This window comes from Chloroflexota bacterium (assembly GCA_009840355.1).
In the GTDB taxonomy this organism is placed as follows: Bacteria; Chloroflexota; Dehalococcoidia; order Lucifugimonadales; family JADFKI01; genus Bin90.
This window is the reverse complement of the sequence record VXNZ01000046.1, coordinates 26,472-53,195: the sequence shown is the minus strand read 5'-3', so window position 1 is coordinate 53,195 and position 26,724 is coordinate 26,472. Positions and strand designations below refer to the sequence as shown.

The 26,724-nt window shown below is 57.8% G+C and carries 27 protein-coding genes and 1 tRNA gene; 18 read left to right on the top strand and 10 right to left on the bottom strand.

Going from position 1 to position 26,724, the window contains the following annotated elements; translation table 11 throughout:
* Positions 1-138: 138 nt before the first annotated feature.
* The 3 genes from F4X57_11835 to F4X57_11825 form a co-directional block, all read right to left on the bottom strand.
* Positions 139-972 carry an SDR family oxidoreductase gene (locus F4X57_11835; GenBank protein ID MYC07839.1) on the bottom strand — a complete coding sequence of 278 codons (834 nt, stop codon included), beginning with the start codon at positions 970-972 and terminating at the stop codon, positions 139-141.
* A 176-nt stretch (positions 973-1,148) separates the two neighbouring features.
* Positions 1,149-1,403, bottom strand: coding sequence for a hypothetical protein (locus F4X57_11830; protein ID MYC07838.1), 255 nt, complete (start codon positions 1,401-1,403; stop codon positions 1,149-1,151).
* On the bottom strand, positions 1,387-1,827 hold the full coding sequence (locus F4X57_11825) for a hypothetical protein (GenBank protein ID MYC07837.1): 441 nt from the start codon (positions 1,825-1,827) through the stop codon (positions 1,387-1,389). The genes F4X57_11830 and F4X57_11825 overlap by 17 nt, the downstream gene beginning before the upstream one ends.
* Positions 1,828-2,165: 338 nt before the next feature.
* Here F4X57_11825 and F4X57_11820 point away from each other — a divergent pair, with 338 nt between their 5' ends.
* The 5 genes from F4X57_11820 (at position 2,166) to F4X57_11800 (ending at position 4,800) form a co-directional block, all read left to right on the top strand.
* The gene (locus F4X57_11820) at positions 2,166-3,416 is read left to right on the top strand and encodes a threonine synthase (GenBank protein ID MYC07836.1); all 1,251 of its coding nucleotides are present in this window, start codon (positions 2,166-2,168) and stop codon (positions 3,414-3,416) included.
* Positions 3,409-3,651: a FeS-binding protein gene (locus tag F4X57_11815; GenBank protein ID MYC07835.1), complete on the top strand. Its 243-nt coding sequence runs from the start codon at positions 3,409-3,411 to the stop codon at positions 3,649-3,651. Before F4X57_11820 ends, F4X57_11815 begins: the two co-directional genes overlap by 8 nt.
* A complete protein-coding gene (locus tag F4X57_11810) occupies positions 3,591-4,067 on the top strand; it encodes a HEPN domain-containing protein (protein MYC07834.1) in 477 nt (158 codons plus the stop codon). Before F4X57_11815 ends, F4X57_11810 begins: the two co-directional genes overlap by 61 nt.
* A gap of 28 nt (positions 4,068-4,095) precedes the next feature.
* Entirely contained in the window at positions 4,096-4,434 is a 339-nt protein-coding gene (locus F4X57_11805; protein MYC07833.1) for a hypothetical protein, read from the top strand.
* A gap of 87 nt (positions 4,435-4,521) precedes the next feature.
* Complete coding sequence (locus F4X57_11800; protein MYC07832.1) at positions 4,522-4,800, top strand: MoaD/ThiS family protein; 279 nt, start codon at positions 4,522-4,524, stop codon at positions 4,798-4,800.
* A 79-nt stretch (positions 4,801-4,879) separates the two neighbouring features.
* Here F4X57_11800 and tgt read toward each other — a convergent pair whose 3' ends face one another.
* From tgt to F4X57_11780, 4 genes are all read right to left on the bottom strand, one after another.
* Positions 4,880-6,061, bottom strand: coding sequence for a tRNA guanosine(34) transglycosylase Tgt (gene tgt / locus F4X57_11795; protein ID MYC07831.1), 1,182 nt, complete (start codon positions 6,059-6,061; stop codon positions 4,880-4,882).
* Positions 6,062-6,203: 142 nt separating this feature from the next.
* Positions 6,204-7,142, bottom strand: a complete 939-nt coding sequence (locus tag F4X57_11790; protein MYC07830.1) for a sulfite exporter TauE/SafE family protein — start codon at positions 7,140-7,142, stop codon at positions 6,204-6,206.
* Complete coding sequence (gene aroB, locus F4X57_11785) at positions 7,143-8,429, bottom strand: 3-dehydroquinate synthase (GenBank protein MYC07829.1); 1,287 nt, start codon at positions 8,427-8,429, stop codon at positions 7,143-7,145.
* Positions 8,302-8,994, bottom strand: coding sequence for a shikimate kinase (locus tag F4X57_11780; protein MYC07828.1), 693 nt, complete (start codon positions 8,992-8,994; stop codon positions 8,302-8,304). The genes aroB and F4X57_11780 overlap by 128 nt, the downstream gene beginning before the upstream one ends.
* Positions 8,995-9,064: 70 nt before the next feature.
* Between F4X57_11780 and F4X57_11775 the strand changes: the two genes are divergently transcribed.
* Together F4X57_11775 and F4X57_11770 are read left to right on the top strand one after the other, a co-directional pair.
* Positions 9,065-9,379, top strand: a complete 315-nt coding sequence (locus F4X57_11775; GenBank protein MYC07827.1) for a hypothetical protein — start codon at positions 9,065-9,067, stop codon at positions 9,377-9,379.
* A 22-nt stretch (positions 9,380-9,401) separates the two neighbouring features.
* The gene (locus F4X57_11770; GenBank protein MYC07826.1) at positions 9,402-9,629 is read left to right on the top strand and encodes a hypothetical protein; all 228 of its coding nucleotides are present in this window, start codon (positions 9,402-9,404) and stop codon (positions 9,627-9,629) included.
* Positions 9,630-9,896: 267 nt separating this feature from the next.
* On the opposite strand, the gene F4X57_11765 is transcribed toward F4X57_11770, so the two are convergent.
* Positions 9,897-10,751: a shikimate dehydrogenase gene (locus tag F4X57_11765; GenBank protein ID MYC07825.1), complete on the bottom strand. Its 855-nt coding sequence runs from the start codon at positions 10,749-10,751 to the stop codon at positions 9,897-9,899.
* Positions 10,752-11,036: 285 nt separating this feature from the next.
* Here F4X57_11765 and F4X57_11760 point away from each other — a divergent pair, with 285 nt between their 5' ends.
* The 4 genes from F4X57_11760 to F4X57_11745 all read left to right on the top strand — a co-directional run bounded on the left by F4X57_11760 (position 11,037) and on the right by F4X57_11745 (position 15,435).
* Entirely contained in the window at positions 11,037-11,666 is a 630-nt protein-coding gene (locus tag F4X57_11760; GenBank protein MYC07824.1) for a uracil-DNA glycosylase, read from the top strand.
* A gap of 185 nt (positions 11,667-11,851) precedes the next feature.
* On the top strand, positions 11,852-12,913 hold the full coding sequence (locus F4X57_11755) for a DUF1524 domain-containing protein (protein ID MYC07823.1): 1,062 nt from the start codon (positions 11,852-11,854) through the stop codon (positions 12,911-12,913).
* 37 nt (positions 12,914-12,950) lie between these two features.
* A complete protein-coding gene (locus F4X57_11750; GenBank protein ID MYC07822.1) occupies positions 12,951-13,685 on the top strand; it encodes a Uma2 family endonuclease in 735 nt (244 codons plus the stop codon).
* A gap of 94 nt (positions 13,686-13,779) precedes the next feature.
* Positions 13,780-15,435, top strand: a complete 1,656-nt coding sequence (locus tag F4X57_11745) for a thiamine pyrophosphate-requiring protein (GenBank protein ID MYC07821.1) — start codon at positions 13,780-13,782, stop codon at positions 15,433-15,435.
* A 243-nt stretch (positions 15,436-15,678) separates the two neighbouring features.
* Here the strand turns inward: F4X57_11745 and F4X57_11740 are convergent.
* Positions 15,679-15,755: transfer RNA gene (locus tag F4X57_11740), tRNA-Pro, on the bottom strand.
* 270 nt (positions 15,756-16,025) lie between these two features.
* Between F4X57_11740 and F4X57_11735 the strand changes: the two genes are divergently transcribed.
* The 4 genes from F4X57_11735 to F4X57_11720 all read left to right on the top strand — a co-directional run bounded on the left by F4X57_11735 (position 16,026) and on the right by F4X57_11720 (position 20,557).
* Complete coding sequence (locus tag F4X57_11735) at positions 16,026-16,637, top strand: DUF4389 domain-containing protein (protein MYC07820.1); 612 nt, start codon at positions 16,026-16,028, stop codon at positions 16,635-16,637.
* Positions 16,638-16,674: 37 nt separating this feature from the next.
* Positions 16,675-17,709, top strand: a complete 1,035-nt coding sequence (locus F4X57_11730; protein ID MYC07819.1) for a DNA-3-methyladenine glycosylase 2 — start codon at positions 16,675-16,677, stop codon at positions 17,707-17,709.
* Between the two features lie 72 nt (positions 17,710-17,781).
* Complete coding sequence (locus F4X57_11725; GenBank protein ID MYC07818.1) at positions 17,782-18,609, top strand: HEPN domain-containing protein; 828 nt, start codon at positions 17,782-17,784, stop codon at positions 18,607-18,609.
* Positions 18,610-18,901: 292 nt separating this feature from the next.
* A complete protein-coding gene (locus F4X57_11720; protein ID MYC07817.1) occupies positions 18,902-20,557 on the top strand; it encodes an NADH-quinone oxidoreductase subunit M in 1,656 nt (551 codons plus the stop codon).
* Between the two features lie 47 nt (positions 20,558-20,604).
* On the opposite strand, the gene F4X57_11715 is transcribed toward F4X57_11720, so the two are convergent.
* Positions 20,605-22,569, bottom strand: a complete 1,965-nt coding sequence (locus tag F4X57_11715; protein ID MYC07816.1) for a hypothetical protein — start codon at positions 22,567-22,569, stop codon at positions 20,605-20,607.
* Positions 22,570-22,682: 113 nt separating this feature from the next.
* Here F4X57_11715 and F4X57_11710 point away from each other — a divergent pair, with 113 nt between their 5' ends.
* From F4X57_11710 to F4X57_11700, 3 genes are all read left to right on the top strand, one after another.
* Complete coding sequence (locus tag F4X57_11710) at positions 22,683-24,260, top strand: NADH-quinone oxidoreductase subunit N (GenBank protein MYC07815.1); 1,578 nt, start codon at positions 22,683-22,685, stop codon at positions 24,258-24,260.
* Between the two features lie 271 nt (positions 24,261-24,531).
* On the top strand, positions 24,532-26,463 hold the full coding sequence (locus tag F4X57_11705) for a bifunctional metallophosphatase/5'-nucleotidase (GenBank protein MYC07814.1): 1,932 nt from the start codon (positions 24,532-24,534) through the stop codon (positions 26,461-26,463).
* Between the two features lie 23 nt (positions 26,464-26,486).
* On the top strand, positions 26,487-26,696 hold the full coding sequence (locus F4X57_11700; protein MYC07813.1) for a hypothetical protein: 210 nt from the start codon (positions 26,487-26,489) through the stop codon (positions 26,694-26,696).
* The last annotated feature ends 28 nt before the right edge of the window (positions 26,697-26,724 follow it).

Below are 26,724 nucleotides of genomic sequence, written 5' to 3'. Positions count from 1 at the left end.
ATACCTGTCATTTCGAGCGAAGCGAGAAATCTAAAGTCGGAAACAGGTTTGCATGCAACGATTTCAGATTCCTCACTGCGTTCGGAATGACAAAGACAGCGCGGAATGACAATATTAGGAATTTGTGAAATCGTCTCATTAGTATGGCATTTGCGTTTCCGGGTGTTCGCGGATGTAGTGGACTTGCCGCACGCTGAAGTCTTCTTGCAGCTGCACGGTTAAGCCACCGTCTACGACGAGCGCGTGTCCGGTGATAAACGACGCCTCGTCCGATGACAGGAACGCGACCGCGTTTGCGATGTCGTCCGGCGTGCCGGTGCGGCGCACGGGATATTGATCCTCGAAGTAGCGAAAACCGGACGGGTTTTCGTCCCAGCGTTCGCGCTGCCGTTCGGTAACGATGTGCCCGGGGCATATCGCGTTGACACGGATGCCGTCGGGACCAAAGTCTATCGCCATCTGCTTGGTGATGCCGATGACGGCGGACTTGCCCGCCTCGTATATGAGCTTTTGCGGCGCCATAAGCAGCCCGTGCACGGACGATATGTTGACGATGCTGCCGCCGCCGACCGCGCGCATATGCGGCACGGCATACTTCGCCGCGAGGAAGTGAGCCTTGACCAGCGTCGCCATGCCTGCGTCCCACGCCGTCTCGGTAACGGTCAGCGCGTCGCCGTCGCTCTCGTCCGTCGGGCTGAACGCGTTGTTCACCACGATGTCCAGCCTGCCCCAATTGTCGATGGCGACTTGCACCATCGCGGCGATATGCTCGTGCTTGCCCACATCGGTGTACAGCACTTCGGCATTGCCGCCCGCACTGCGAATCGTCTCTGCGTTGGCTTGCGCTTCGGTCATATTGACATCGGCGATAAGGACATTCGCGCCGCCCGCAGCCAGCAGCCGTGAAGTCGCGCCGCCAATGCCGGCCGCGCCGCCGGTAACGATAGCCACTTTGCCTGCAAACTTGCTCATGTTAGACCTCCGGCTGGATTCTTGCTTTCGCAGGAATGACGGTCAAGGGATGGATGAACATAATTGTAATGGTTTGAGAGCGGGACTGGAAGGAGTGGGCACAAGTGCAACGCCGACCCACCCCGGAGGGACAGAGTCGGCGTTGATAGGGTTGTTCTATACTTTTGGCGAGTTTACTATCGGTCTTGGCTATCTCGCGGCAGTATCTTGAACTTGCGCCGCGCGTTTCCGAGCCACTTGCGGTAGCGTTCGCGCTTGCGGCGCTCTTTGTTGCGCCACCATTTGAATGTAACCAGCAGGTTGAACACAAGCGGGGTAATGAAATCCTTAAACGGAGGGTCTCCCCATTCCAAGTCATCATCCCAAACCCACTTGGGCCTCTTGTCGTCATTCGCCTTGCGTCGCGTCATCGTATTACCGAACGAACTCAAAGGTGTACATCCCGTTGTGGTAAGTATAATCGAATATGCCATCGGGACGCTCGTCAGTAATCACCACTGGGTCGTCGGGCATTTCCTTGATGCGCTTGATAGCCGACAGGGCGTCGTCCAGAGAGAAAGCGATATTGATTGCCCGTTTCCTTCTCAAGAACCTAGACGGGAAGCCAGGGCTACCCACCCAAGCAAGCGCACCAAATGCGAACTCCATGTACGACTGCCAAGTGGAGAAACCGTCTGCGAGCGCATAGCCGGCTCCGAACTCAGAGGTTTCCGGGTGTATGACCAAGTATCCGTTATCGTGGTAATAGATATTGTAACGGATACCGGTTTCGTCTTCCAAATCCTTCTTCAGCTTGTCCAAGTCAGCAGTATGCTCTTCCCAATTAGCTTCGTAATCCCAATCTGGTCCTGGCATTGTTTCTATGCTCCTTTCTGATGAACATAAGGTCTGTATATCACAGATGTTCTCTCATCCGAAGGCATCACCGTCTCCCTCCTTCCCTAACGGTTTGCAAATTTGCTATAGATGTTGAACATTTGTACTCACAGAGTAAGTAGAACATATATTCGCCTGCGTGTCAACCCCAATTTTGCTCGCATTCATAATCTATTTCCCCGTCTGGGAGAACATCTTGGCTCGCGACGGAGGTGATTGTATTCACGCGCTAGTCTAAATTGACATTCTTACAAGCGCGTTGCTACCATGTGGGTTGCGTGCGTGTGTGCGCTAGTACGATACGGAGAGCACCAGCCTTGTCTTATGTAAAGAGCCTGCGTTGTCGCGAATGCGGCAGCGAATACCCTGTCGAGCCGCAGTATGTCTGCGACTTCTGTTTTGGGCCGCTCGAGGTGTGTTACGACTATGATGCCGTAGCGAGCGTCATCAGCCGCGAGCGCATCACCAAGGGTCCGCTGACTATGTGGCGCTACCACGACCTTCTGCCTGTGGACGCGGAGATGGCTCTGGATATGCAGACCGGCTTCACGCCGCTCGTGCGCGCCAAGAACCTGGGCAGGCTGCTCGGGCTGAACAACCTGTACATCAAGAACGACAGCGTCAACCCGACATTCTCCTTCAAGGATAGAGTCGTGTCCGTGGCGTCCGCGAAGGCGCTGGAGTTCGAGTTCGACACGCTGGCGTGCGCATCGACCGGCAATCTTGCCGGCTCGGTGTCGGCGCACGGCGCGAAGGCGGGCATGAACACGATGGTCTTCTTCCCGTCCGACCTCGAACGCGGCAAGATACTAGGTGCGGGCATATACGGCGCAACGCTCGTCGCCGTGGATGGCACATACGACCAAGTGAACCGCCTGTGCAGCGAACTCGCGGACAACCACCGCTGGGCGTTCGTGAACATCAACATGCGCCCGTTCTACTCGGAAGGCAGCAAGACGCTGGCGTACGAAGTCGCGGAGCAGCTCGGCTGGCGCGCGCCCGACGCCGTTGTCGTGCCCGGCGCATCCGGCTCGCTCTTTACCAAAATCTGGAAGGGCTTGAACGAACTCAAAGACCTGTCGCTTATAGAAACGGCGCACACCAAGATGCACATCGCGCAGGCAGAGGGCTGCTCTCCCATCGTCACCGCATACGATGAGGATACGCCGCATGTGCGCCCGGTTACGCCGGACACCATCGCCAAGTCGCTCGCCATCGGCAATCCGGCGGACGGTTTCTATTCCATCAAGACCATCGAAAACAGCGGCGGCAGCGCGGTCGCTGCGCCCGAAGATGAGGTCGTCGAAGGCATTCAGCTTCTCGCTGAAACCGAGGGCATCTTCACGGAGACGGCAGGCGGCGTTGTGATTTCCGGACTGCGAAAGCTTGCGAAGAGCGGCAAGATACAGCCCGACGACCTGACAGTGGCGTACATCACCGGCAACGGGCTGAAGACGCAAGAGGTGGTCGAATCCGTCGTCGATCCGGTGTTCACCACGCCCGCATACGAAGATTTCATGACCAACATGGCAGCGCGGAAAGAAAGAAATGGTACGAGTCATGGCTAGGCGAAGAGTCAGGTTCACCTTCCCCGAACAATTGATTACCGAGCCGCTGATATACAACCTCGGCCGCAAATTCGAGATTGTTACGAACATCCGCCGCGCCAATGTGCAAGAGCGTGTGGGCTGGGTCGTGCTGGAACTCGAAGGCGACGAGGACGAGATAGAGCGCGGGCTGGAATGGATGATAGCGGCGGGCGTGCGGGTCGATCCGATTACGGGCGACCTGATAGAAGGGTAGGCAAGCGCATGGTTGTTCAAGACCTGACCGCCGCCGAGTACAAGCAAATGGCGTTGGACTTGCTGGTGCGCGCGGACGATGCTCTAATGGCGCGCGACTACGACAGCGTTTCCCCGATGCTGTGGGGCGCCTTAGAACACGCCTTAGCAGCGGCAGCAGTAGAGTGTGGCTGGCAGCCGCCGCAGACCGACGATGAGACGGAATTGCGAGAAATCGTTAAGCGCTTGGAGAAAGAGCGCGGCAAGGATAAGATATTGGACTATATGTCCGGCGCCGGCATATTCAAGGACAACATGAACGTTCGTTACCTTGAAGACTACGAGTTCGATTTCTTCGCCCCGAGTACGAGTCGCTTCGTGTTAAAGCTGCTCAACCAAAATGGAGTGGACACATGCAACAGCGCCACAGGCGAATAGACAAATCAGAGTGCGCTGAATTAGATTTATGAACGCTTCAGAACACGCCCAACTTGCTGTGGCATGGCTGGCAGTGTCGGACGAAGAATTCGCCGAAGGCAGGCGAATGCAGGCATCGGAGAAACTCTGGGGAGCAGTGGCGCACGCATTGACAGCAGTTGCCATGGAGCGCGGCTGGGATTACGGCAGACATAGACACTTTGCTATCAACTCTAGGCAGCTTGTCGAAGAATCCGGCAACATTACGATGGCAGAAAATCCAAAGTGGCACAGCGCTTCCGTTCTAACTTCTACCAAGGACATCTCACTGACATTCAAATTGCGGAGGAGCGTCCGCGCGTTCGTAGCTTCACTTATTTCGTTCTGAACTTTTTCCCTGAAATCCCAGACAATTAACTGCTGGCGACCAATCGACAGATTGACAATCAACTAACTAATCGGAGGAATACTCGACATGAGCATATCGGTCAGGATACCGACACCACTGCGGCGCGTAACCGACGGCGCAGACAAGGTGGACGCGGACGGTGCCACGCTGGAAGAGCTTATCGGCTCGCTGGAAAGCCAATACCCCGGAATCAAGGCGCGACTCTGCGATGAAGAGGGCGAGTTGCGCAACTTCGTGAATGTGTACATCAACGGCGAGGATGTGCGCTTCCTAGACGGGATCGGCACCGCCACCAAGAGCGGCGACGAAGTCAGCATCGTCCCAGCCGTAGCAGGCGGAAACTAACATCGCTCCATAAAAGTCCCTTCCCCCTTATGGGGGAAGGTTAGGATGGGATGATGAAGCCGTTGCAGGCCAACTCCCGTCAATTCACTCCACGGTTGAACGAGGCTAGCCACTTTTGCTTTTGCGCGCGGCGGACACGCTCGTCTGGCGGTGTGAAACGGCTGTGGAACTCGCGGCGGTATTCTGCGAATTCGCCTGATGTTATCGCGGCGCGCATCTCTTCCATCAGCCGTAGGATGAAGCGTAAGTTGTGTATCGTCGCCAGACGGTACGCCAGAAGCTCCTTCGCGCGGAACAAGTGGTGCACATACGCCGCCGAGAATGTGCGGCAGGTGTAGCAGTCGCAGCCCTCTTCGATCGGCGTGTACTTGCGCTTGAATCTTGCCGCCGTGATGTTCAGCCTGCCCTCACGCACGAACAGCGCGCCGTTGCGGGCGACCCGTGTCGGCAGCACACAATCGAACATGTCGATGCCGCGCGCAACGCACTCCACAAGGTCTTCCGGCGATCCGACGCCCATCAGGTAGCGTGGCGCGTCCTCCGGCAGCAGCGGCGCGGTGTATTCCACCGTGTCGTACATCGCCTGCTTCGACTCGCCCACACTCAGCCCGCCAATCGAGTAGCCGGGGAAGCCCACGCTCGTGATGAACTGTGCGGACTTGCGGCGCAGATCGGGAAACAAACCGCCCTGCACGATGCCGAAGATGCGTTGGTCGGAGCGGGTGTGTGCATCGACGCAGCGCAGCAGCCAACGGTTCGTCTTGTCCACCGCCGCGCTCACAGTCTCGCGGTCGCTGTCCGCCGGAGCGCAAATGTCCAGCGGCATGATAATGTCCGCGCCTATCATCTGCTGGTGCTGTACCGCCGCTTCCGGGCTGAAGGTATGCTCGCTGCCGTCGATGTGCGACTTGAATATGATGGCGTCTTCGGTAATCTTCCGCAGATGTTCGAGGCTAAACCCCTGAAATCCGCCGCTGTCAGTGAGAGTCGCGCCATGCCACTGCATAAAGCCGTGCAGCCCGCCATGGTCGTTCACAATGTCCACGCCGGGTCGCAGGTATAGGTGATATGTATTGGCGAGCACGATGGTCGCGCCGATGTTCTGCAAGTCCGCAGAGTCCAGTGCCTTAACCGACCCTTGCGTCGCCACGGGCATAAACGCAGGCGTAGGCACTTCCCCATGCGGAGTCTGCAAAACACCCGCGCGCGCGTCTCCGTCAGTCTTGTTAAGCGTGAAGAAAGGCATGTCGTTCAGGTTCATGGGATTATTGTACAGCGATGGTGTGGTTGGCGCATGTTGACTGTCCCAATCCTAACAACCCCCATCCTAGCCTTCATCCGGAAGGGAAAGGAACTCATCCTTCCCATCCTGCGCATCCATGTTAGTTTTAATACCCCGCGCTCTACCCACGTATGCCCTGGATGATTAGCTGCACGCCCAGGATGAGGATGACTACCATGAGAAGGCGCAGTATCCAGGGTCCGCGTACCCTTCCGGCGAGGCGCGCGCCAATCTGTCCGCCGGTTACCAAGCCTATGCCCGCGAATACGAATGTGGGGAACCACTCGATGTTGCCGATGATCGCATGGGTCGCCGCGCCCGCGGTGGTGTAGAAGGACAGGGCGAATATGGATGTGGCGACCGCGACCTGCACCGGGAAGCCGAAGGCATAGACGAGTATCGGAGTGCGGAGGAAGCCGCCGCCTATGCCGAAGAAGCTGGATATGAAGCCGAGCACGAAGTTGATGAGGACTGCCCACCTTTCGCTCAAGCGGTAGCGGTAGGTCTCCCCGGATTCGGCGGTTATGCGTCGGCGGTGAAGTGTCTGGGGATCGATGAAACTGCGACGGCGTCTCCTGGCGCGGGCGAGCGCGGAACGCTCCTGCGTATTAAACTGCTGCGCTGCTATACGAAAAGCAAGCAGGACCAGTATTACGCCGAAAGCGGCGTCGTATATGCCGGGCAGCTCTTCAAGCGCCTTTTTGAGGACGAAAGGCGCTATGACGGAACCCGGGATTGCCGCAGCCGCGAACAGGTACGCGCTGCGCTTGTCCACGATACGCATCAACCTGTAGGCGAATGCCCCCGATATGCTGTTGGCAGCGACCAGTGCAAGCACTGTGCCGGACACGACGGAGGGGTCTTCTTCAGGGAAGAGAATGCGCAGCATGGGCACGAGTATGAAGCCGCCGCCCGCGCCAACCAGCACGCCGAAGACGCCGGTGCCGAAGCCCAATATGGCAAGCGTTATCCACTCGGCGATTTGCTGCCATTCCAGTGCGGACAGCCACGCTATCAGCCAAGCCGGACCGGAGCCGGTAAGCCAATCCAGCTCGGGCATCTAGTCCACCGCCAGCGCCTCTAAGGTTTGCTGCACAACTGCGGCGGGAACATCGCTGCGGACGGTGGCGTTGCCGATGCCGTCCAGCAGCACCCAACGGTTCGCGCGTCCCTTCACCTTCTTGTCGGACATCATCGCGTCTGTAACTGCTGCAATGTCCATCTCGCCGCAGGTCAGCGGCAAACCGTAGCTTTCGAGCAATTGGCGCTGCCGTTCCACTTCTTCGTCCGCCAACATCCCCATCGCGTTGCCGATGCGCGCCGCGCCCATCATCCCCACGCTCACCGCCTCGCCGTGCAGGAAACTGCTGTAGCCTGTAGTCGATTCGATGGCGTGTCCGATGGTGTGCCCGTAGTTCAGCAGGATGCGTATGCCCAGCGTCTCGCGCTCGTCCTGAGAGACTACATTCGCCTTGATCGCCACGCTGCGCCGGATGATGTCGGTGGCGATGTCTTGCTCAAGCGCGAGCAGCGAGTGCCTGTGCGTCTCGAACGCGTCCAGCAGGTCGCGGTCGAGAATCAGCCCGTGTTTGATGGCTTCCGCCCAGCCAGATGTCAGCTCGCGCTTGGGCAGTGTTTGCAGTGTGCTGACATCGACAAGCACAAACTTGGGCTGGTAGAACGCGCCCACGAGGTTCTTGCCCTGCGGCAGGTCAACGGCGACCTTGCCGCCGACTGCCGCGTCCATCATCGCGAGCAGGGTTGTTGGCACTTGCGCTAATGGCAAGCCGCGCAGGTATGTCGCCGCGACGAAGCCCGCGAGGTCGCCCACAACGCCGCCGCCGACCGCGACTATCATATGTCCGCGCTCTGCCTTGCGCTCTGCGAGCCAGCGATATACGAGCTGCACCGTTTCCAGCGTCTTATGCGTCTCGCCGGCTGGCATTATGAACATGTGCGCGGCGATGCCGGCTGCTTCGAGCGAGAATTGCGCGCGTCGCGCCTGTCGATGCACCCCCTCGTCGGTGATGATGTACGCGGTGGACACATCGAGAATGGAATTGACGCGCTCACCAATCTCGTCAATAGTGTTCCAACCCACCCATATCGGGTAGTCCCCTTGTGTTGATTTGACGATTGCGGCGAGGTCTGAATATTCGGTCATATTGGCGTTCCAGTCTTTCCCTTGCTCAAGTTCGGTCGTGCAGGTCAGATGTCCGTCAGTCTGATGCTTGCCGGTCTGATGCCTGTAATTCAGATGATTGCATGTCGGCGGCGCGCAAATCTTCGGCTCTTTGGCGCATCCAATCCGGATAGGCTTTCCAGCAGATAGCGGTGTCGCCCTCATTGAGAATGTCGAACGCTCGGACGACTTCGTGCGCCGCCTGCTCGGGTGTCAGTATGTCGGTGTGGACTGTCCAATGGGCAAGAGTATAATTTAGTTGGCGCAGGGACTTCAAGGAACGGATGCGTTCAAGCGGGTCGTTCGCGGCGAGCATAGGGCGCACGATGGCGTCGTCGCCGGTGCTCTGCGCCAGCACTCGCTCGAAAATCGTCTCCGGCGTGGCTTCGAGGCATACGACCGCGCCGTGCTGCATCATAGCGGCGCGATTGTCCGCGCTCTCCGCAATGCCGCCGCCTGTGGAGACGACCTGCCGCTCGGATTCGCAAGCAGTAAGCAGCGTCTGCGCCTCGGTCTCGCGGAAATGCGGTTCGCCATGTTCTGCGAAAATGGCGTCAATAGTAGTGCCCGCGTCCGCCTCGATGCGCTCGTCCAAATCCACAAACTGCCAGCCAAGAATACGAGCCGCCTCGCGCCCGACAGTAGTCTTGCCGGTGCCTGAGAAGCCTGTGAGGAAGATGTTGCGTTTCAATTGAGTTGTCCTAGTTGGTGAGCGTACCCTAGCAATAATAGCCTATCAAACACGTCCAAACTACGCCTAATGTCATCTCGTCTGCGTTTGAAATACATTTGATATACTAATGTTAAGCGATTATAATCGCGCTCACAATCAACGGACACTGCAAGGAGATGTACGCGGTATGTTGCCTGCGAAAATCAACTCCCAATTCTCCACACTGCCTGCATATGGACCTGTGGAAGCCGTCTTTGCTGAAGACGTAGAGACTGTTGCTAAGCTACTCAGCGAGGGAGAATTATCCTGGTCTGATGCTGAAGCCGTTCTGAAGGTGTTGCTGGCATTGCACATAGCCCAGCAAACCAATTCGATCTCGAATGCAATAGAAGAATTATTCGTGGGATTGTTCGATAGTCTTGAACCGGAATTTGAAAGATAGAGACTTCTGAATGGATGTAAGTATGGAACACAACGAAGATAGCTCAAAGGAAGAACATACCGAGCCAGAACAATCTCCCTTATTAGGCACCGATGAAGGCAACAACGGGTTGACAGAACTGATAGGTATTGAAGAAGCTCAACGCATATCCCCTGATGCTCGAAAAAATACTCACTCAGCGACTCTTCGCCAGTTTCACATCAGTACGTATTCCAAGCATCAACCCCATGTTCCAGCGCATCACTTCTGAGCATATCACTGCGATTATAGCTGGGCGTGAAAGCAGCAACGAGCGTGAGCACGAATCACAAGCATCGCGCGAAGATACCAATTCCTCTACTTCCTGATAGGTCTAATCGCCGCTATTGGGCTTATCGTCTTCTTCTCGCTGACGGATGATGGGGTGAATCTGACGATCGTTATAGTTGCGATCCTCAGCTTTGTCGGCGGCTTCGGCTTAGGGCGCACGACCGGACGAAGTTAGCCTTACATACGCCACACTACTCCCCACAACTACCTACCCCATCTTCAGCAAGGCTACATTGCCCGCCGCGAACATGGCGTCTATGGGGGCTTTGTTGCCCGTCCACATCTCGAAGGCTGTTGCGCCTTGGTAGATTAGCATAGGCAAGCCGCCCAGCGCCGTTGCGCCTGCGTTGCGTGCGCCTGCTAGGAACGGCGTGTTCTGCGGGTTATAGACCATATCCATCACCACCGCTTCGTGCGGTATTATGCCGCCCGATAGTGGCGTCTGCCCTTCGGATTCGCCGTGCCGCATGCCCACCGATGTGCAGTTGACAATGAGATCGGATTCGAGCGCGACAGGCTCTAAGGTCGTGTCATCCAGCACGGCGGCGAGCACGCTCACGGCGTCGTTGTGCAGCGATTCCGCGAGCGCCTCCGCGCGGGAAACATTGCGGTTGGCGATGGTGATAGACGACACGCCCTCGCGACATAACGCGAACGCCGCGGCACGAGCTGCGCCGCCCGCGCCGAGCAGCAGTGCTCGCTTGCCCGCAGGCTCGAACCCGCCGTCTTCCTTCAGCTCGCGCATGAATCCGTGCGCGTCCGTGTTGTGTCCTACGAGGCGTCCCGCCGTCTTGACTATCGTGTTCACCGCGCCGATGGACTGCGCCAGCGGGTCCACTTCGTCCAGCAGCGCGATGACGCTCTCCTTGTGCGGAATCGTCACATTCGCGCCGATGAAGTCGCCGCTGCGAATCTTCGCCACCTCTTCGGCGAGTCCCTCCGGCGGCGTCTCCCACGCTAGGTAGCGCACATCCAGTCCGTAATGGTTAAACGCCGCCTGCTGGAATGCGGGCGACAACGAATGCGAAAGCGGGTAGCCGAATATGCCTGCCAACTGTGTCATGATGCTGCCTCCTGTGAGCGAGGATGCTGTTTGCGTGCATCAAGTATATCAGCAAGCCGCCAAGCGGTCATTACGCTAACATCGATACGGGATGGGAAGGATGATGGTCGCTTTCCTTCTGGCGGACGGTAAGGCATGGGGAAATGTTAGGCAAGGGAGCGGCGTTAGTACAAGACGATTGACCACTATCGCGCCTGCAAGCGCATTGACCCACACGCCGCGCACTGCTTACGATATCCTTGAATATGTGAACTGCTGGAACGCCGCCGCGATGAGGAATGTGCTATGAACGACTATGACGACATTGTTAGGCAGATTGCCGGGTGCACCCGTTGCGCGCTGTCGGAGCGGCGCACGCGCACCGTGCCGGGCGACGGCTCGCCGAGCGCGGACATAATGTTCATCGGCGAGGCGCCGGGCTACAACGAAGACCGGCAAGGGCTGCCGTTCGTCGGCGCGGCGGGCAATGTGCTGACAGACTTGCTCGCGGGCATCGGTCTGAGCCGCTCGGATGTGTATATCACAAACATGGTCAAGTGCCGTCCGGACAACAACCGCGATCCGCTCGCCGCCGAGTTGGATGCATGCTCAGCGTATCTCGACGCGCAGATAGAGCTTATCGACCCGAAGGTCATCGTCACGCTAGGGCGATTTTCATTCGGCAAGTTCTTCCCGGGCCGCAGCATCAGCCGCGAGCGAGGCAAGCCACGATCATGGCGCGGCAGAATGATATACCCGATGTACCACCCGGCGGCAACGCTCCACAACCCGCGCCTACGTCCCGCGCTGCAAAACGACTTCCGCAACCTGCTGCCCTTAGTCGAAGAAGTCATCGCCATGCCAAGCGACATGCAGCAGGACGATGCCGCGCCGGATGAATCGGAGACGCCCGCACAGCAACTGAGCATGTTCTAGGCGCGGCGTGCTTCGATGTGGCGCCCTGACTTGCTGATGTGTAAGCTTTGCATCAGCGACGATTTCATAAATCCCTCGCCTTTTGATGAGCGAAACAGTTAAGGTGGTGCGATGAAGAAGTGTCAATCGCCTGCCAGGTCGCATCGAAGCAAGTTGGCAGCAGCCTAGATAGGACGAGATTTTCGATGCGGGTGAATAGTCAAGAGTATCGCAACATCGTCACGCCCATCCTGACGATGGTCGTCATGTTGCTGTTCGTCTTCGGCTGCGGAGCGACTGAGCCGCCGTTGCCGTCCGCGTCGGTTCCAGTGCCGTCCGTACCGACAACATCGCCGTCCGCGACTCCGGCGGCGCCTGCGGAATCGCCCACAAGCGTATCGCCAGCCGCAACCGTTCCGCCTACATCCGCCGCATCGACGCCCGCTGTGCCAGCGCCAAGCGATGGGCGCACGATAACCGTCAGCATCGCGCCGGTCTCACGCGACTTGCCGGACTACGACCGCGACGATTGGCGACACTGGAACGACGATGACCGCGATTGCCAAGACGCGCGGCAGGAAACTCTCATCGCCGAGTCTCGTAGCGCGGTATCGTACCGGAACGCTGACCGTTGCCGTGTGGAGAGCGGCGAATGGTTCGGCGTCTATACCGGCGAGTCGTTCACCGACCCCGGCGACCTAGATGTCGATCACATGGTACCGCTCGCGAACGCCCACGACTCCGGCGGCTGGGCGTGGTCGCGCGAGCGCAAGGCGGACTACGCGAACGCCCTGCTGTACGACAACCACCTAATCGCTGTGAAGGCGTCCGCGAACCGGCAGAAAGGCAGGAAGGGACCCGAAGAATGGCGGCCGTCTCGCCGAGAGTACTGGTGCCAATACGCTATTGACTGGGCGACCATCAAGCAGAACTGGGGTCTCACGGCGACCCAGCGCGAGGCAGACGCGCTAGGCGAAATGCTTGCGACCTGCGACGAACCGACTTCGCTGGTAATCGAATCAGGCACAGGCGCTGCCACATCGCCGTCCGCGCCGCCCGCATCGACAGCGACTCCGATACCGCCATCAGCGCCATCGTCCAGCGAATTGCCCTATGACCCGGACGGACCCGACCGCAACTGCGGCGACTTCGACACCTGGGACGACGCGCAGGCATTCTTCCTCGCAGCCGGCGGCCCCAACGACGACCCGCACCGCCTAGACGGCGATGGCGACGGCGTAGCCTGCAACTCCCTCCGCCGCAACTAGCCCCGCTTGCTCACGCCCCATCCTTGCCTCACTCTCCATGCGGTCGCTCCACGCATCTTCCACATTCCCCGTTCAACACACACTCGCATGTTACAATCAGCGTGCACCCGTGCTCCGTCAAGATACCCGCGAACATACGACACGGCGCACAAGCACAAATCACAAGCGCAAACAAGGGAGGCGCGAGATGGCTACGCAGCGCAGCGGAACGATGGTCACATACGAAGACTACCGCGAAATGCCTGATGACGAGCGCTACGAAATCATTGACGGAGAGTTAATTATGGCTGCCGCGCCTAGCGTAGTGCATCAGTTGATTCAGGATAACATCGGACGACGGCTGAGCCTATTTGTGCATGATAACAACTTGGGCAGAGTCCTTTGGTCGGCGACGGATGTGCTGCTCTCGGAGATAAATGTAGTGCAGCCGGACATCCTGTTTGTCAGCAACGCGCGGGCGAGCATAATGACATATAGCGTTATCAACGGTGCGCCCGACCTAGTGGTAGAGATACTCTCGCCCTCGAATACTCAACACGATACGGTTCGCAAGCGCGAACTCTACGCCCGATTCCGCGTTCCCGAATACTGGCAGGCGGACTCGGATACTCTGGAAGTGACCGTCCTGACTCTCGCGGGCGACGACTACGATGTCGCCGGCGTGTACAAGATGGGCGACACGCTCGTATCGCCTATCCTGCCGGGCTTCGCGCTCGATGTGGACGACATTTTCGACGCGGATGTGTTGGCTTTGCTCAGCGAGCAGAGCTAGATAACAAGACCAAATGGCAAGGCTAGATTCCCACACGGCACTAGCCGGACAAGCAAATAATCATAGATCGACATAAGCATAAGGGAGTACAAACATGACCGGCGCAGACTTGGTGGCACGGATACTGAAGCAAGAAGGCGTGGACTTTATGGGTGTCATACCCTTCAACTCGCTGGAAGAGGCGGCGGCGAAGGCGGGTATCCGGCCGCTGATATTCCGGCAGGAACGCGTGGGCGTGAACCTCGCGGACGCCTACACTCGCGTTACGAACGGCAAGGGCACCGGCGTATTCTCGATGCAGGCGGGTCCCGGAGCGGAAAACGCCTTCGCGGGAGTCGCGCAGTCCTACGCCGACTCCGTGCCGATACTGCTGCTGCCCGCATCCGCGCCGCGCAACCGATCGGGTGTGCATCCCACATTCAGCCCCAGCCGCACCTACGAATCGGTCGTCAAGTGGTCGGGCAGAATCGACCTGCCGGAAGAAATCCCAAACGCGTTGCGCCGCGCATTCAGCCAGCTGCGAATGGGTCGTCCCAGCCCCGTGCTGCTCGACATCCCCAGCGACATCCTGCGCGGCGAACTGTCCAATGGCGCCGCGCCATACATCCCGGTGCGTCCGCGCCGCTCGGCAGGCGACCCGCAGGATGTGCGTGATGCCGCGAAGCTGCTGCTCGGCGCGCAAAATCCGATCATCCACGCCGGGCAGGGTGTGCTGTACGCTGAGGCGTGGGACGAACTGCAAGAACTGGCGGAACTCACGCAGACGCCTGTGATGACATCTATGGCGGGCAAGAGCGCATTCCGCGAAGACCACCCGCTATCGCTCGGCACGCGCTCCAGCACCACGACCGGCATGGTCGTGCACTTCCTTGACAAGGCGGATGTCGTGTTCGGAATCGGCTGCAGCTTCACGCGAATACACTACGGCGCGGACCTGTTCGACAGCAAGGCGCTGGTGCACATCACCAACGATGAGAACGATGTGAACAAAGACTACTCGCCCGATGTCGCAGTCGTGGGCGACGCCAAGCTGGTGATACAGCAGCTCATCGACGAGATAAAGGCGATGCAGGCAGATGACGGCAGTGAGCGTGCGGACCGCGGCGATGTCGCGGGCGAGGTGCAGGCGGTGCGCGACGAGTGGATGCGCGAATGGCTGCCCAAGATGCACTCGGACGCCACGCCTATCAACCCATACCGCGCGCTCAACGACCTGTCGAAGGCGATAGACCACGGCAAGACTATAATGAACCACGACTCCGGCAGCCCGCGCGACCAGATGATCCCGTTCTACCGCACCGTTACGCCGCGTGGCTTCATCGCTTGGGGCAAGTCCACCCAGCTCGGGTACAGCCTAGGCGCCGCGATGGGCAGCAAGCTGGCAGCTCCGGACAAGCTGTGCGTCAATGTTATCGGCGATTACGGATTCGGCATGGTCGGCACTGACCTCGAGACGGCGGTACGCGAGAATATCCCTATCCTGACTGTCATACTCAACAATTCATCGATGGGCATATACCGTCCCGAGCACTTCGCCACCGCGCACGACCTATACGGCACGAAGACCACCGGCGGCGACTTCGTAAAGATGGCAGAAGCACTAGGCGCGCACAGCGAGCGAGTAACGCAGCCCGAAGAAGTCATAGGCGCCGTCCAGCGCTGCGCCGGAATAGTCCAATCCGGCCAAACCGCCCTCCTAGAAATAGTAACGGACGCCGACGAGAAGGACATGCCTTTCAGGCAGTTCTAGCCACCGCGAGAATTACATTGATGGACAGGATAGGCGGGATGGAATAATCCTGACCTATCCTGTTAATCCTGTATATCCAAGTAATCTCTCTACGAGCAAGTTCGTCGGGCGGTGCGGAGGAGTCTTCCTGCATCGTTTCATTGTGTACATGGGCGGGGCGAATGAAAGCTGCGGGTCTAGCAAGGCTAGGCGGCGGCATATGACGCAGAGGTATTCGGGCGAGGAAAGACAAGGCTGAGGATATGGTCGGGGAGACTGGATTCGAACCAGCGACCCCCTGCACCCCATGCAGGTGCGCTACCAAACTGCGCTACTCCCCGGCCAATTATCAGAATAGCACAGCGCCTGTACGCCTTCAAGAGAATCTGTGCATCATCTTCCCGGGACGGTTCCCGACAAGTTAATTCAACGAAAATATGCTATCATCGGCAGAAATGAGACATCGTACGCGAAGCTAGAGAATGCAAGGCGCGGCAAAAAGGCATCATAGTGGGCAGGTAGGAGAGCGACAACGCCCTGCCCTATCCGTAACTGACAGGCTGGGCAAGACAGAATGTTTATGAAAGGAGGCTGTGATGGCTACCGATGCAATGGCTACCGATGCAAACGAAGAAACACAAGGTTATCCGTTGGAAATTCGCGGCGAATATCCGGAAGATCCTAGCCGCTGGCTGTGGCTTGTCAAGTGGTTTTTGGCGATACCGCACTTCATCATTCTGATACTCCTGACGGTCGTCGCGATTATCGTATGGATAATCGCTATATTCGCCATTCTGTTCACGGCGCGATACCCCCAGGGGCTGTTCAACTTCACGGTCGGCGTATCGCGATGGTGGTGGCGTGTGAGTTTCTATTGCGGCGTGCTGGGCACTGACCGTTATCCGCCGTTCAGCCTAGCGACGGACGATGATTACCCGGCCGACTTGTATGTGAGATACCCGGAACGGCTGTCTCGCTTGCGGGTCGTGTTCAAGTGGTGGCTTATGGCGTTGCCGCACTACATAGTGCTGTACCTCATAGGCGGCTTGGGGCTCGCGCTCTCAATCTTCGCAGGCGTGGTGATGCTATTCACCAAACGCTATCCCAGCGACATGTTCGGCGTGCAGATGGCGTTCAACCGCTGGAACTGGCGCGTTCAGGGCTATACTTCGCTTTGGTACGACGACTACCCGCCGTTTGAGTTCGATGCGCGCTCGGGCTAGTTCCACTATCCCCTGCGCCCGTTAGCGCACACCAGCCGTGAACCGATTCTCATATCGCATATCGCCCACCGCACCGTACGATTTCTCCCTGACTGTCGGCAGCATGACCTACTTCCAAGCGCGTCATGCCGCCGACATGTACGAAAACGGCGAATACCGCCGCGTTCTCACGCTCGACGGCGCGCCCGTGCTGGTGTCGGTGCGTGCTGTCTATCGTGAGGACGGCGTGGATGGTGGCAGAGACAACGGAAGTGGGTACAATTACCACACGGACGGCAATAACAGCGACAGTAGCCCCGTTGACGCCGGCAGCACGGACACACCTGAACTTGAGGTCGATGTAGTCGGCGAAAGTCTATCCGCTGCAAGCGCGGACGATGCTCTGCGGGTAGTTCGCCGTATGCTCTCCACGGACGCAGACATATCCGCGTTCTACGCGATGTCTCTGGACGACCCGCACCTCGCGCCGCTGGTCAGGAATATGCACGGTCTGCGTCCGACATGCGCTCCCACCGCATACGAAGCGCTCGTGCTGGCGATTTTGGGGCAGCAAATCAGCACGCATGTCGCGCGGATGCTGCGCAACCTGATTATCGAGACATACGGCGAGCGCATCGTCATAGACGGTGAGACGCTGCGGGCGTTTCCGCGTCCGCAAGCCCTCGCGGACGCCGGCGTGGACGGGCTGCGCACCATCAAGTTCAGCCGGCGCAAGGCGGAGTACATCACGGGCATATCGGAGCGCATTGCGGCAGGCGAGCTGTCGCTTGAGGCGATGCGCGATATGCCGGACGACGAGATTGTCGGCGGTCTGATGGCGCTGCGTGGTGTAGGCGCTTGGACGGCGCACTGGATGCTGATACGCGCGTTCGGCCGGCCGGACGGCTTCCCGCACGGCGACCTCGCGCTGCAGCGGATGATGGGCGTAATGGTGGGAGACGGCTCGCCGATGCCCGCGGACGAAGCTCTGGCATATTCGGAACGCTGGTCGCCGTGGCGAAGCTGGGTCACGGCGTACATGTTCGGCGCCGGTCGCACCGGCCGCTTTGCCGAGATTGTCGCCGGCGAGTAGAATGGTCTTATCCTTTTTACCGTTCATCAATGTTAGATTTCCGTCTGTAATCTGTAATATGAGGGCTGCCCTATGGCGCTCGCAACCCAAACTAAAGCAGACCCCAAGGCAGTAGCGGTAGCGCGCGCGGTCTATGACGCCGTTGCGCTGGACTCCGTCATCCTGTTCGGCTCTCGCGCTCGCGGCGACTACCGTCCCGACTCCGACATCGACCTGATGCTGATACACGACGCGCCCCTGTCCAGGGACGACTACTACAAGGCGGGCGATGCGGCGTATGACGCCATTGAAGAGACATTCGGAAAGCGCGGGGTTGTCGGTGTCGACCTCCTGCTTATGTCCAAGAGCAAGTACAATCAGTGTCGCGGCGGCATCAACCATGTGGCGGCGCAGGCAGCCAGAGACGGAGTTGACATGAACGGTGAAAAGCCGGAATACGAACCAGACCCCGAATCTTTCGACTGGGGCGATATAAACCAGCGCGTAATCAATACCGACAGGGAATTGATTACGCTGGAAGGCCTGATAGAGAGTAATTTACCCCAGGAAGCGATAGGCTTTCACGCGCAGCAGGCGATTGAGAATATCCTGAAAGCATGGATTTCCGCAGTGGGCTTGGAGTACATAAACACGCACGACTTGGAGGAACTGCTTGGCATCATCAAGAACGTGCCGGACGAACTGGTTACGCCGGCCGGTGTGGAGCTGAGATGGCTCACCGAATACGCAGTCAAGTACAGATACCAAAGCGCGGCGCTGGTAATGGACGATCCACAGATGCTTTTCCGCCTGATAGACGACGCTGTGGCTGCCATCTATGAGCGCATCAAAGCGCTGACCGGAGTCGATGAATTGCCGCGCTATACGCCGCCGGAGCAGCAGCGCGGGGACGGGGAGTAGCGTGTAGCGCCACCAATGCGCGTGCCGCCGTCGGGACAGAATACGCTATTCATTGTCTGACGTGCATACGGATGCCAACCCACATCGCAAGCCGCGCGCTTTCCAAATACTCATACCTGTCTCGCACTTCACATACCCCTGTAAGCCCTATGGGGCAAGAGACGAATGGAACGGCAGTCATGTCAGTCTTATGACAAGCGTTTAAGGCTAGGCAACGCCACGTCCGTGGAACTTTCGCGCACATGCGCAAGCGGTATCCCTTTATCCCGTGCATCCGTTGTAAAATAAGCGCATGCAATTTTTCGACCAGCACATCCTTCTCGCGCTCATCACGCTGCCGATGATTGGCGCGGCGGCGATGATGGCGATTCCGGGCGCGCGCGGTGGCGCGATACGCGGCTCGGCGACGGCGTTCGGCGCGGTTGGCATTCTGCTGTCGCTGTATGTGTTCGCGCGGTTCTACTTCGACGGCGACGGCGCGCGATTCGCCAACTCGTGGCGCTGGCTCAGTCTGCCCGGTCCCTGGACGCACGGCGACATCGGCATATCGCTGACGCTCGGCGTGGACGGCGTCGGCGCGCCGATGCTGCTTCTCACCGGCATAGTGATGTTCACCGGAGTGCTCGTTTCGTGGTCTATCAAGGCGTGGAGCAAGGACTTCTTCATCCTGTACTTCCTGCTGCTCGCGGGCGTATTCGGCGTATTCGCATCCTACGATCTGTTCTTCTTCTTCTTCTTCTATGAACTATCCGTACTGCCGATGTACCTGCTCATAGGCGTATGGGGCAGCAGCAGCCGATTCCCAAAGTTCGCGCGCACGAAGGAGTACAGCGCGATGAAGTTGACGCTGTACCTCGTCGCGGGCAGCGTGCTGATATGGGTCGCGCTGATGGCGATATTCGCAGAGGCGGGACTAGGCACATTCGACATACGGCGACTTGCCAACGCAGACTATTCACCTACATTCCAGAAGGTATTCTTCCCATTCTTGGCAATCGGATTCGGCATACTTGCCGGTCTATGGCCCTTTCACACATGGTCGCCGGACGGACATGTCGCAGCGCCGACAGCCGTCAGCATGGCGCATGCGGGCGTGCTGATGAAGCTGGGCGCGTTCGGGATCATCCGCGTCGGGATGGTGATACTGCCGGAAGGCGCGGAGTTCTGGATGCCCGCGCTGCTAGGGCTGGGCGCGGTGAACGTAATATACGGCGCAATCTCGGCGATGGGGCAGACAGACCTGAAGTATGTCATCGGCTATTCGAGCGTGAGCCACATGGGATATGTGGTGATGGGCATCGCCACGCTGCACCCGCTCGGCGTGAGCGGCGCGGTCTTGCAGATGTTCTCGCACGGCATCATGACGGCGCTCTTTTTCGCGGTCGTGGGCGTGGTCTATGACCGCCTGCACACGCGAGATATGTTGGTGCTCGACGGTCTCGCAAAGCGCATGCCTGCGACGGCGGTCTTCTTCACGATAGCCGGCCTGACATCGCTGGGACTGCCCGGCTTAAGCGGCTTCGTCGCCGAACTGCTGGTATTCCTCGGCTTATTCCAGACCTACCCGTGGCTAGGCGCGCTAGGCATAATAGGCGCCGCCATAACCGCCGTGTACATTCTGCGCCTGTTAGCCAAAGTCTTCTTCGGACCCCTGGGCGACCTGCCTCCCGAATACGAAGAGCAGGAGCAAGCCGCCACTTCGCCGCAAGAAGCATTCCGTGCGACTCAAGCCGACAACAACGGCGTAGAAGCGCAGCCCACCCCCGCCGCTACGAATATCGCCGCACCTACGGGCGCAACGCAACCCGCCAAGCCGCTCGATGCCACGCGCATAGAAATCATAGCCGCGTCCATCCTGACAATGTTCATTCTGCTAGTAGGCTTGCTGCCATTCCCCTTCATGCGCGTCATCAACAGCGGCGTGGCGGAGGTGCTAGCGCGGTTCTAGTCGCCGGCTGCCTTTGTTGGTGGGAGTTAGGCAATCGCTGCTTCTGATTACTTCCCCAATTCCCAAGAAATTGAAAAGCCATCTATTAGATTTCCAACGGCGTGCTTTCCATTGGTAACTATTTCAGCAAACCTTACATTCGTATTTGGTGTTACCTGTCCACTCTGATTATTTCCCCAGCAGGCCGTAACGCCGTCTTCTCGCAGTCCACAAACATGCTCATAACCGCCACTTAATTGCGTAAAGCGTTGATTGAAGGGCGGCGATAGTTGACCATAGTCATTCCGCCCCCAACAATCTGCGATTCCATTCTCACGAAGCCCGCAAGTGAAATACTTGCCGCTGGTTATAGATTTGAACTGCTGGTCTGACGGTGGTGACGATGCTCCATCAGAATCTCTTCCCCAACATACGGCAACGCCATCGTCCTTCAGCCCACAAGTATGGCTATATCCACTACTTATAGACATGAAACGCTCATCTGCCGGCGGCGATAATAGGTCAATAAAAGAATCGGATCCCCAACATACCGCGCTGCCGTTTTCACGCAATCCACATGCATGAACAGAACCAAAGCTCACCGAAATAAATCTTTCATTTGCTGGTGGCAAGTACATTTCAGGCGTTCTTGGAAATTCACTATGGGCTACCCACCAGCAGGTGAGTACACCGTCCTCACGCAATCCGCAAGCATTGGCTGTAGATATAAAACGCTCGTCTTGGGGTGGAGTGGATGTGTGAGTAGCTCCCCAACATACAGCAGTGCCATCATCACGCAACCCACAAATGCTGTCGTCAAAACCGCTGCTGATGGATACGAACCGTTCATCTGAGGGCGGAGCCGATTGTCCGTCGCCATTATCCCCCCAGCATACGGCGGTGCCGTTTTCTCGTAGTCCACAAGTATGCGACCAACCAGTGCTTATGTCGGTAAAACGTTCATCTTCCAATCTTAGTTTGTTCTCCAGTGGCGGTACTCTACTAATCGCGAATCGCCCCCAACACCGAACAATTCCATCTTCTCTTAGGCCACAGACATGGCCACCGCCAGTGCTGATGGATACGAACTGTTCATCTACCGGTGGTAACAATGGACTGTCTTCATCGCTTCCCCAACATACGGCAACACCATCTTCCTTCAGCCCACAAGTATGGTCATATCCACTACTTATAGACATCAAACGCTCATCTGCTGGCGCAGCCAACTGTCCTTTGTCATTATCTCCCCAGCATACAGCAACGCCGTTGTCACGCAGTCCACAGGTATGCCTACCACCTATACTGACGGATACGAACCGTTCATCTGCCGGCGGCGATAATGAGTCAATGTAATAGTCGCCTCCCCAACATATAGCAGTGCCATCATCACGCAACCCACAAATTTCTGCTCCGTAACTGCCTACGCTGATAGATGCGAAGCGCTCATTACTAGGCGTATTTTGATAAATAAATTCAGAATCCCAGCATATGGCACTTCCATCCTCACGCAACCCGCAAGTGGTTTCTCCTCCCTTGCTGATAGCCACGAGGCCATCCACAGGAGCGGACTTAGAATAACTTCCAATTTCTGAACCCCAACAGGACACGGTGTTATCATTACGTAACCCGCAAGTATGGTCGAGGCCACTGCTTAGTGCTATGAAACGTTCATTCGAAGGTGGAAGCTGCGACGACAGACCAACTTCATGTCCCCAGCATACGGCAACGCCGTCGGCACGCAATCCGCATACGTGACGACCACCGCTGCTTATGAATACGAACCTTTCAGATTGAGGCAGCGCAGATATTTCGATTTCATCGTCATTATCTGAAGTCGCAGGTACGGCTTCCGTAGGTAGTAGCGTGCTCATTGTTGTTGTCGCGGTTGTGTTAGTATCCACCGATGCAGGCGCATCCTGCGATTTGGGGAGTTCGCCGCGAGTATCGACGCCATCACCGCATCCAGCAACTGTGGCAGTCATGAAAAACACTACTATTGCTATGACTCCACATGTCAATACTTTGTGAATCATCGTACCTCAAATGTTCTAATGCAATCGCACACATCCGCTAATTGTCCATTACTACATGCGGGGAATAAAAACATAGGCTACCTCCTGTGAGATAGCCTCGACCCTGCCCTCCAATGGTTCAGGGGAAGTATAATCAGTATGTTACCAGAGTCGTGGTCTTGTCAATGAACAACAACTTCCTCCTTCTCATACCTGAAATTATGGTCGTGGGCATCGCGTTCGTGGTGCTGACGCTGGATTTGTTCCTGCCGGAGCGCCGCAAGTGGATGCTGCCGTTCGTCGCGGTCGCGGGGCTTGCCGCAGCCCTCGTCGTATCGCTGGCGTATCTGTGGGGCGTGAACGATACGCTGTACGACGGCGTCGTGCGCATAGACGGCTATGCGCTGTTCTTCAAGGTCTTTTTCGTCGCGCTCGGTGGTGTGGTCATCTTGGCGTCTGTCGATTTCGTGCGGCGCAACCTCGACCACCCGGGCGAATACTACGGCATCCTGCTGTTCACCGTCGCGGCGATGATGCTGATGGCGGCGTCCGGTGAGTTTCTGACGGCGTACATCTCGTTGGAGCTGCTGAGCTTCGGGCTGTACGCGCTGGTCGCGTGGGACAGGTACAACGCCAAGTCCAACGAAGGCGCTACGAAGTACATCCTGCTGGGCGCGTTCTCGTCGGCGCTGCTGCTGTACGGCATGAGCCAGATTTACGGGCTGCTCGGCACGACGCGCTTCGACGAGATTGCCATGGCGCTGTCATCGCCGGACGCGCTCAGCCCGGGCTTGATACTCGGCATCGCGCTGATAATAGCGGGCTTGGGGTTCAAGGTAGCCGCCGTACCGTTCCACATGTGGGCACCGGATGCCTACGAAGGCGCGCCGATACCCATCACGGCGCACTTGGCGGTCGGCTCGAAGGCGGCGGCGTTCGCGCTGATGTTGCGGCTGTTCGGCGAGGCGTTCTTGCCCATAGCCGCGCAGTGGCAGACGCTGCTAATCGCGCTCGCCGTGATAACGATGCTGTTGGGCAATCTCATCGCGTTGGCGCAGCGCAACCTGAAGAGGCTGCTGGCTTACTCCAGTGTTGGGCAGGTGGGCTACCTGCTGATGGGCATCGCCGCGCTCGCGTCAATGGACATGGGCATGGGCATTGGGGGAACAAGGATTGCAGGCGGAGCAACCGGCGCGTCGCTGGAACTGGCGCATCTCGCGTCCAACGGCGTGATGCTGCATCTCGTCGGATACGCTGTTACAAACATGGCTGCGTTCCTGTGTCTCGCCTCGGTGTACAACATCACGGGACGTGAGGACATCGCAGGGATGGCGGGCGTAGCGCGGCGCGCGCCGTTGGTCGGAATGGTCTTCGCCGCGTCGCTATTCTCGCTCGCCGGTCTGCCCGTATTCGTGGGCTTTACCAGCAAGTTCTACCTATTCAACGCCGCAGCCGCGCAGGGGTTGCTGTGGGTCGCAGGCATAGCGATATTCGCAAGCCTGATTTCGCTGTACTACTACCTAATGGTCGTCCGCCAGTTATACATCGAGCCGGTGCCGTCCGAAGAAAACATCGCCACCGCCACAATACCCGCCCCGCGCCTAACGCTAGGCTTGCTGGGCGCGCTCTTCGCCGGAATGATAGCGCTGGGCATCTACCCCGCCCCCCTAATGCAAGCGGCCCATCACGCCAGCGCCGCGCTGCTGAGGTAGGCGCGGTGGGACAGCGCTTTGCCTTGCGCAGGCAGGAGAACATCCCTCTTTCCGCTTCCGGCGGTAGGGGAGTAATTGCCACCCGTCGGGCAGTCTTTATAGCCTACAATCTCCCGATCTCTTGGCTTGCCATTGCCAGAGGGACGCTTCCCAAGTCGCCTGTACGGCTATGTGCCCGATTAATCATAAAATGCGTGTTTGTAGGAGTTTGACTAACTCTGCTAAAGTTGCGCCCGCGCACCAAATCTGACAATTCTGAAAGAGGCGATGGGTGACTCAACTAGCAAGGACTATAAGGATTGTTCCCGGAATAGCGCTCGTACTGTCCGCTATCGCGCTTGTCGCATGCGGTGGGCAGACTAGACAACAAGCGCCGATTGACACCGCGACTCCGATTGTGGTCGAGAAAATCGTCGAGGTTGAGAAGGTCGTCGAAAAGATTGTTGAAGTAGCGGTTCCGGCGACGCCGATAGTAATCGAGAAGATTGTCGAGAAAGAGGTAGAAGTTCCGGTAGAGGTCATCAGAGAAGTCGTAGTGGTCGTCACAGCAACACCGGCCTCAACGCCCGTCCCCACAGCCACGCCAATGGCAATGAAAACTCAAGCGCCCGTGCCTCTACCTGCTACAACCGCAGAGCCACAGGACGTACAGCTTCGCATCATAGCCATCAATGACTTACACGGGCACATCGCCACTTCTTCCGATGCCTTCGGCGGTGTTGGCCGGGTCGATTACCTCGCAGCCAACATTTCCGCTGCAAGAGCTGATTACGAACATTCGGTGTTCGTCTCCGCGGGTGACCTCATAGGAGGGTCTCCACTGGTCTCGGCACTCTTCCACGACGAACCAACGATAGAAGCAATGAACCTGATGGGTTTGGACATAAATTCCGTCGGCAATCACGAGTTCGACGATGGCATTGAAGAACTTGTTCGAATGCAACAGGGCGGCGCACATCCGACAGATGGTGATCTGGATGGTGACCCGTTTGCTGGCGCCGACTTCCAATTCCTCGCCGCGAATGTCATCGATGACCGCACAGGCAACACGGTCTTCCCGCCATACGCGATCCGCGAATTTGGGGGAGTCAGCATCGCATTTGTCGGTCTGACGCTGGAAGGCACCGCAAATATCGTAGCCCGAAGCAGCGTTGAGGGACTGACATTTGCGAACGTAGCCGAGACGGTCAACTCGCTGATTCCTGAACTGCGTAGTAAGGGCATTGAGGCTGTCGTCGTCCTGCTGCACGAGGGCGGCTCTTCCGATGGTGGCAAGGATGATTGCGGGTCTGGCCTTGATGGAGCGGTCGCGGAGATCACCGCACAACTTGACGATGCCGTGGACCTGGTGATTGCCGGACACACAAACGACGAGTTCGTGTGCGAGATTGACGGCAAGTGGATAACAATGGCAGACAACGCCGGGCGGCTGTTTACGGTCATCGACGTTACGCTTGATGGGACAACAAAAGACCTGACAGTGCAGGACATCAGAAATCTTCCTAATTCACAGGACGGAGTAACTCCTGACCCGGAACTCACGGCGCTCATCGAAAAGTACGAAGCGCTGTCGGCGCCTAGGGCAAACGCCGTAATCGGCAGGACTACCTCCGATATTCTCCGGCAGCCAAATGAGGCTGGCGAGTCAGCCCTTGGCGATGTGATCGCGGACGCTCATCTTGAGGCGACGCGCGAAGCCGGTGCAGTGGTGGCGTTTATGAACAGAGGCGGTATGCGGAATGACATCCTGTTCGCATCCTCTGGTCCTGAGAGCGACGGCGAACTGACATACGCAGAGGCATTCTCGGTACACCCATTCGGCAACAGCATGGTCACAATGACGCTTACGGGTCGGCAGATTGACACGCTGCTGGAGCAGCAATTCAGAGATGAAGATGTTACGACAAGGGGAGTACTGCAGGTCTCGCGAGGCTTCAGCTATGAGTGGGACGGAACGCAGCCTGTCGGTGCCAGGGTGGATATATCCAGCATAAAGATAAGCGGTGTTGCGGTGGAACCGGACGCAACTTACAGGATAACCACCAACAGCTTTCTGGCAGACGGCGGTAGTGGGTTCAGTGTGTTCACGGAAGGAACCGATAGGACGGGTGGCATTATAGACGTGGAGGCGCTGGCAGCCTACTTCGCAAGCGCTAACGAAGTGGCTCCGGGTCCACAAGATCGCATAATGCGCCTTGACTGATTGGGCATCGCTCAATCTAAACGATGGCGCATTCTGATAGGCGGCTTGAGTTCGGCAAAACTGTACCGTTTCTTACCTTCATTGACCGTCCTCTGGGCGGGCGACCGTACTGCTATGTGTGGCTGAACGCCCTGACGCAGAATATGCGGGAAGACGGCGGGATAGTCAACGTGAGCGTACGCGTCTTCACATCTGAATCCGCCGGTCCAGGAAGTCTGATACAGGAGACATAATTCTGCAACAATTCACTCTTATCGTGTG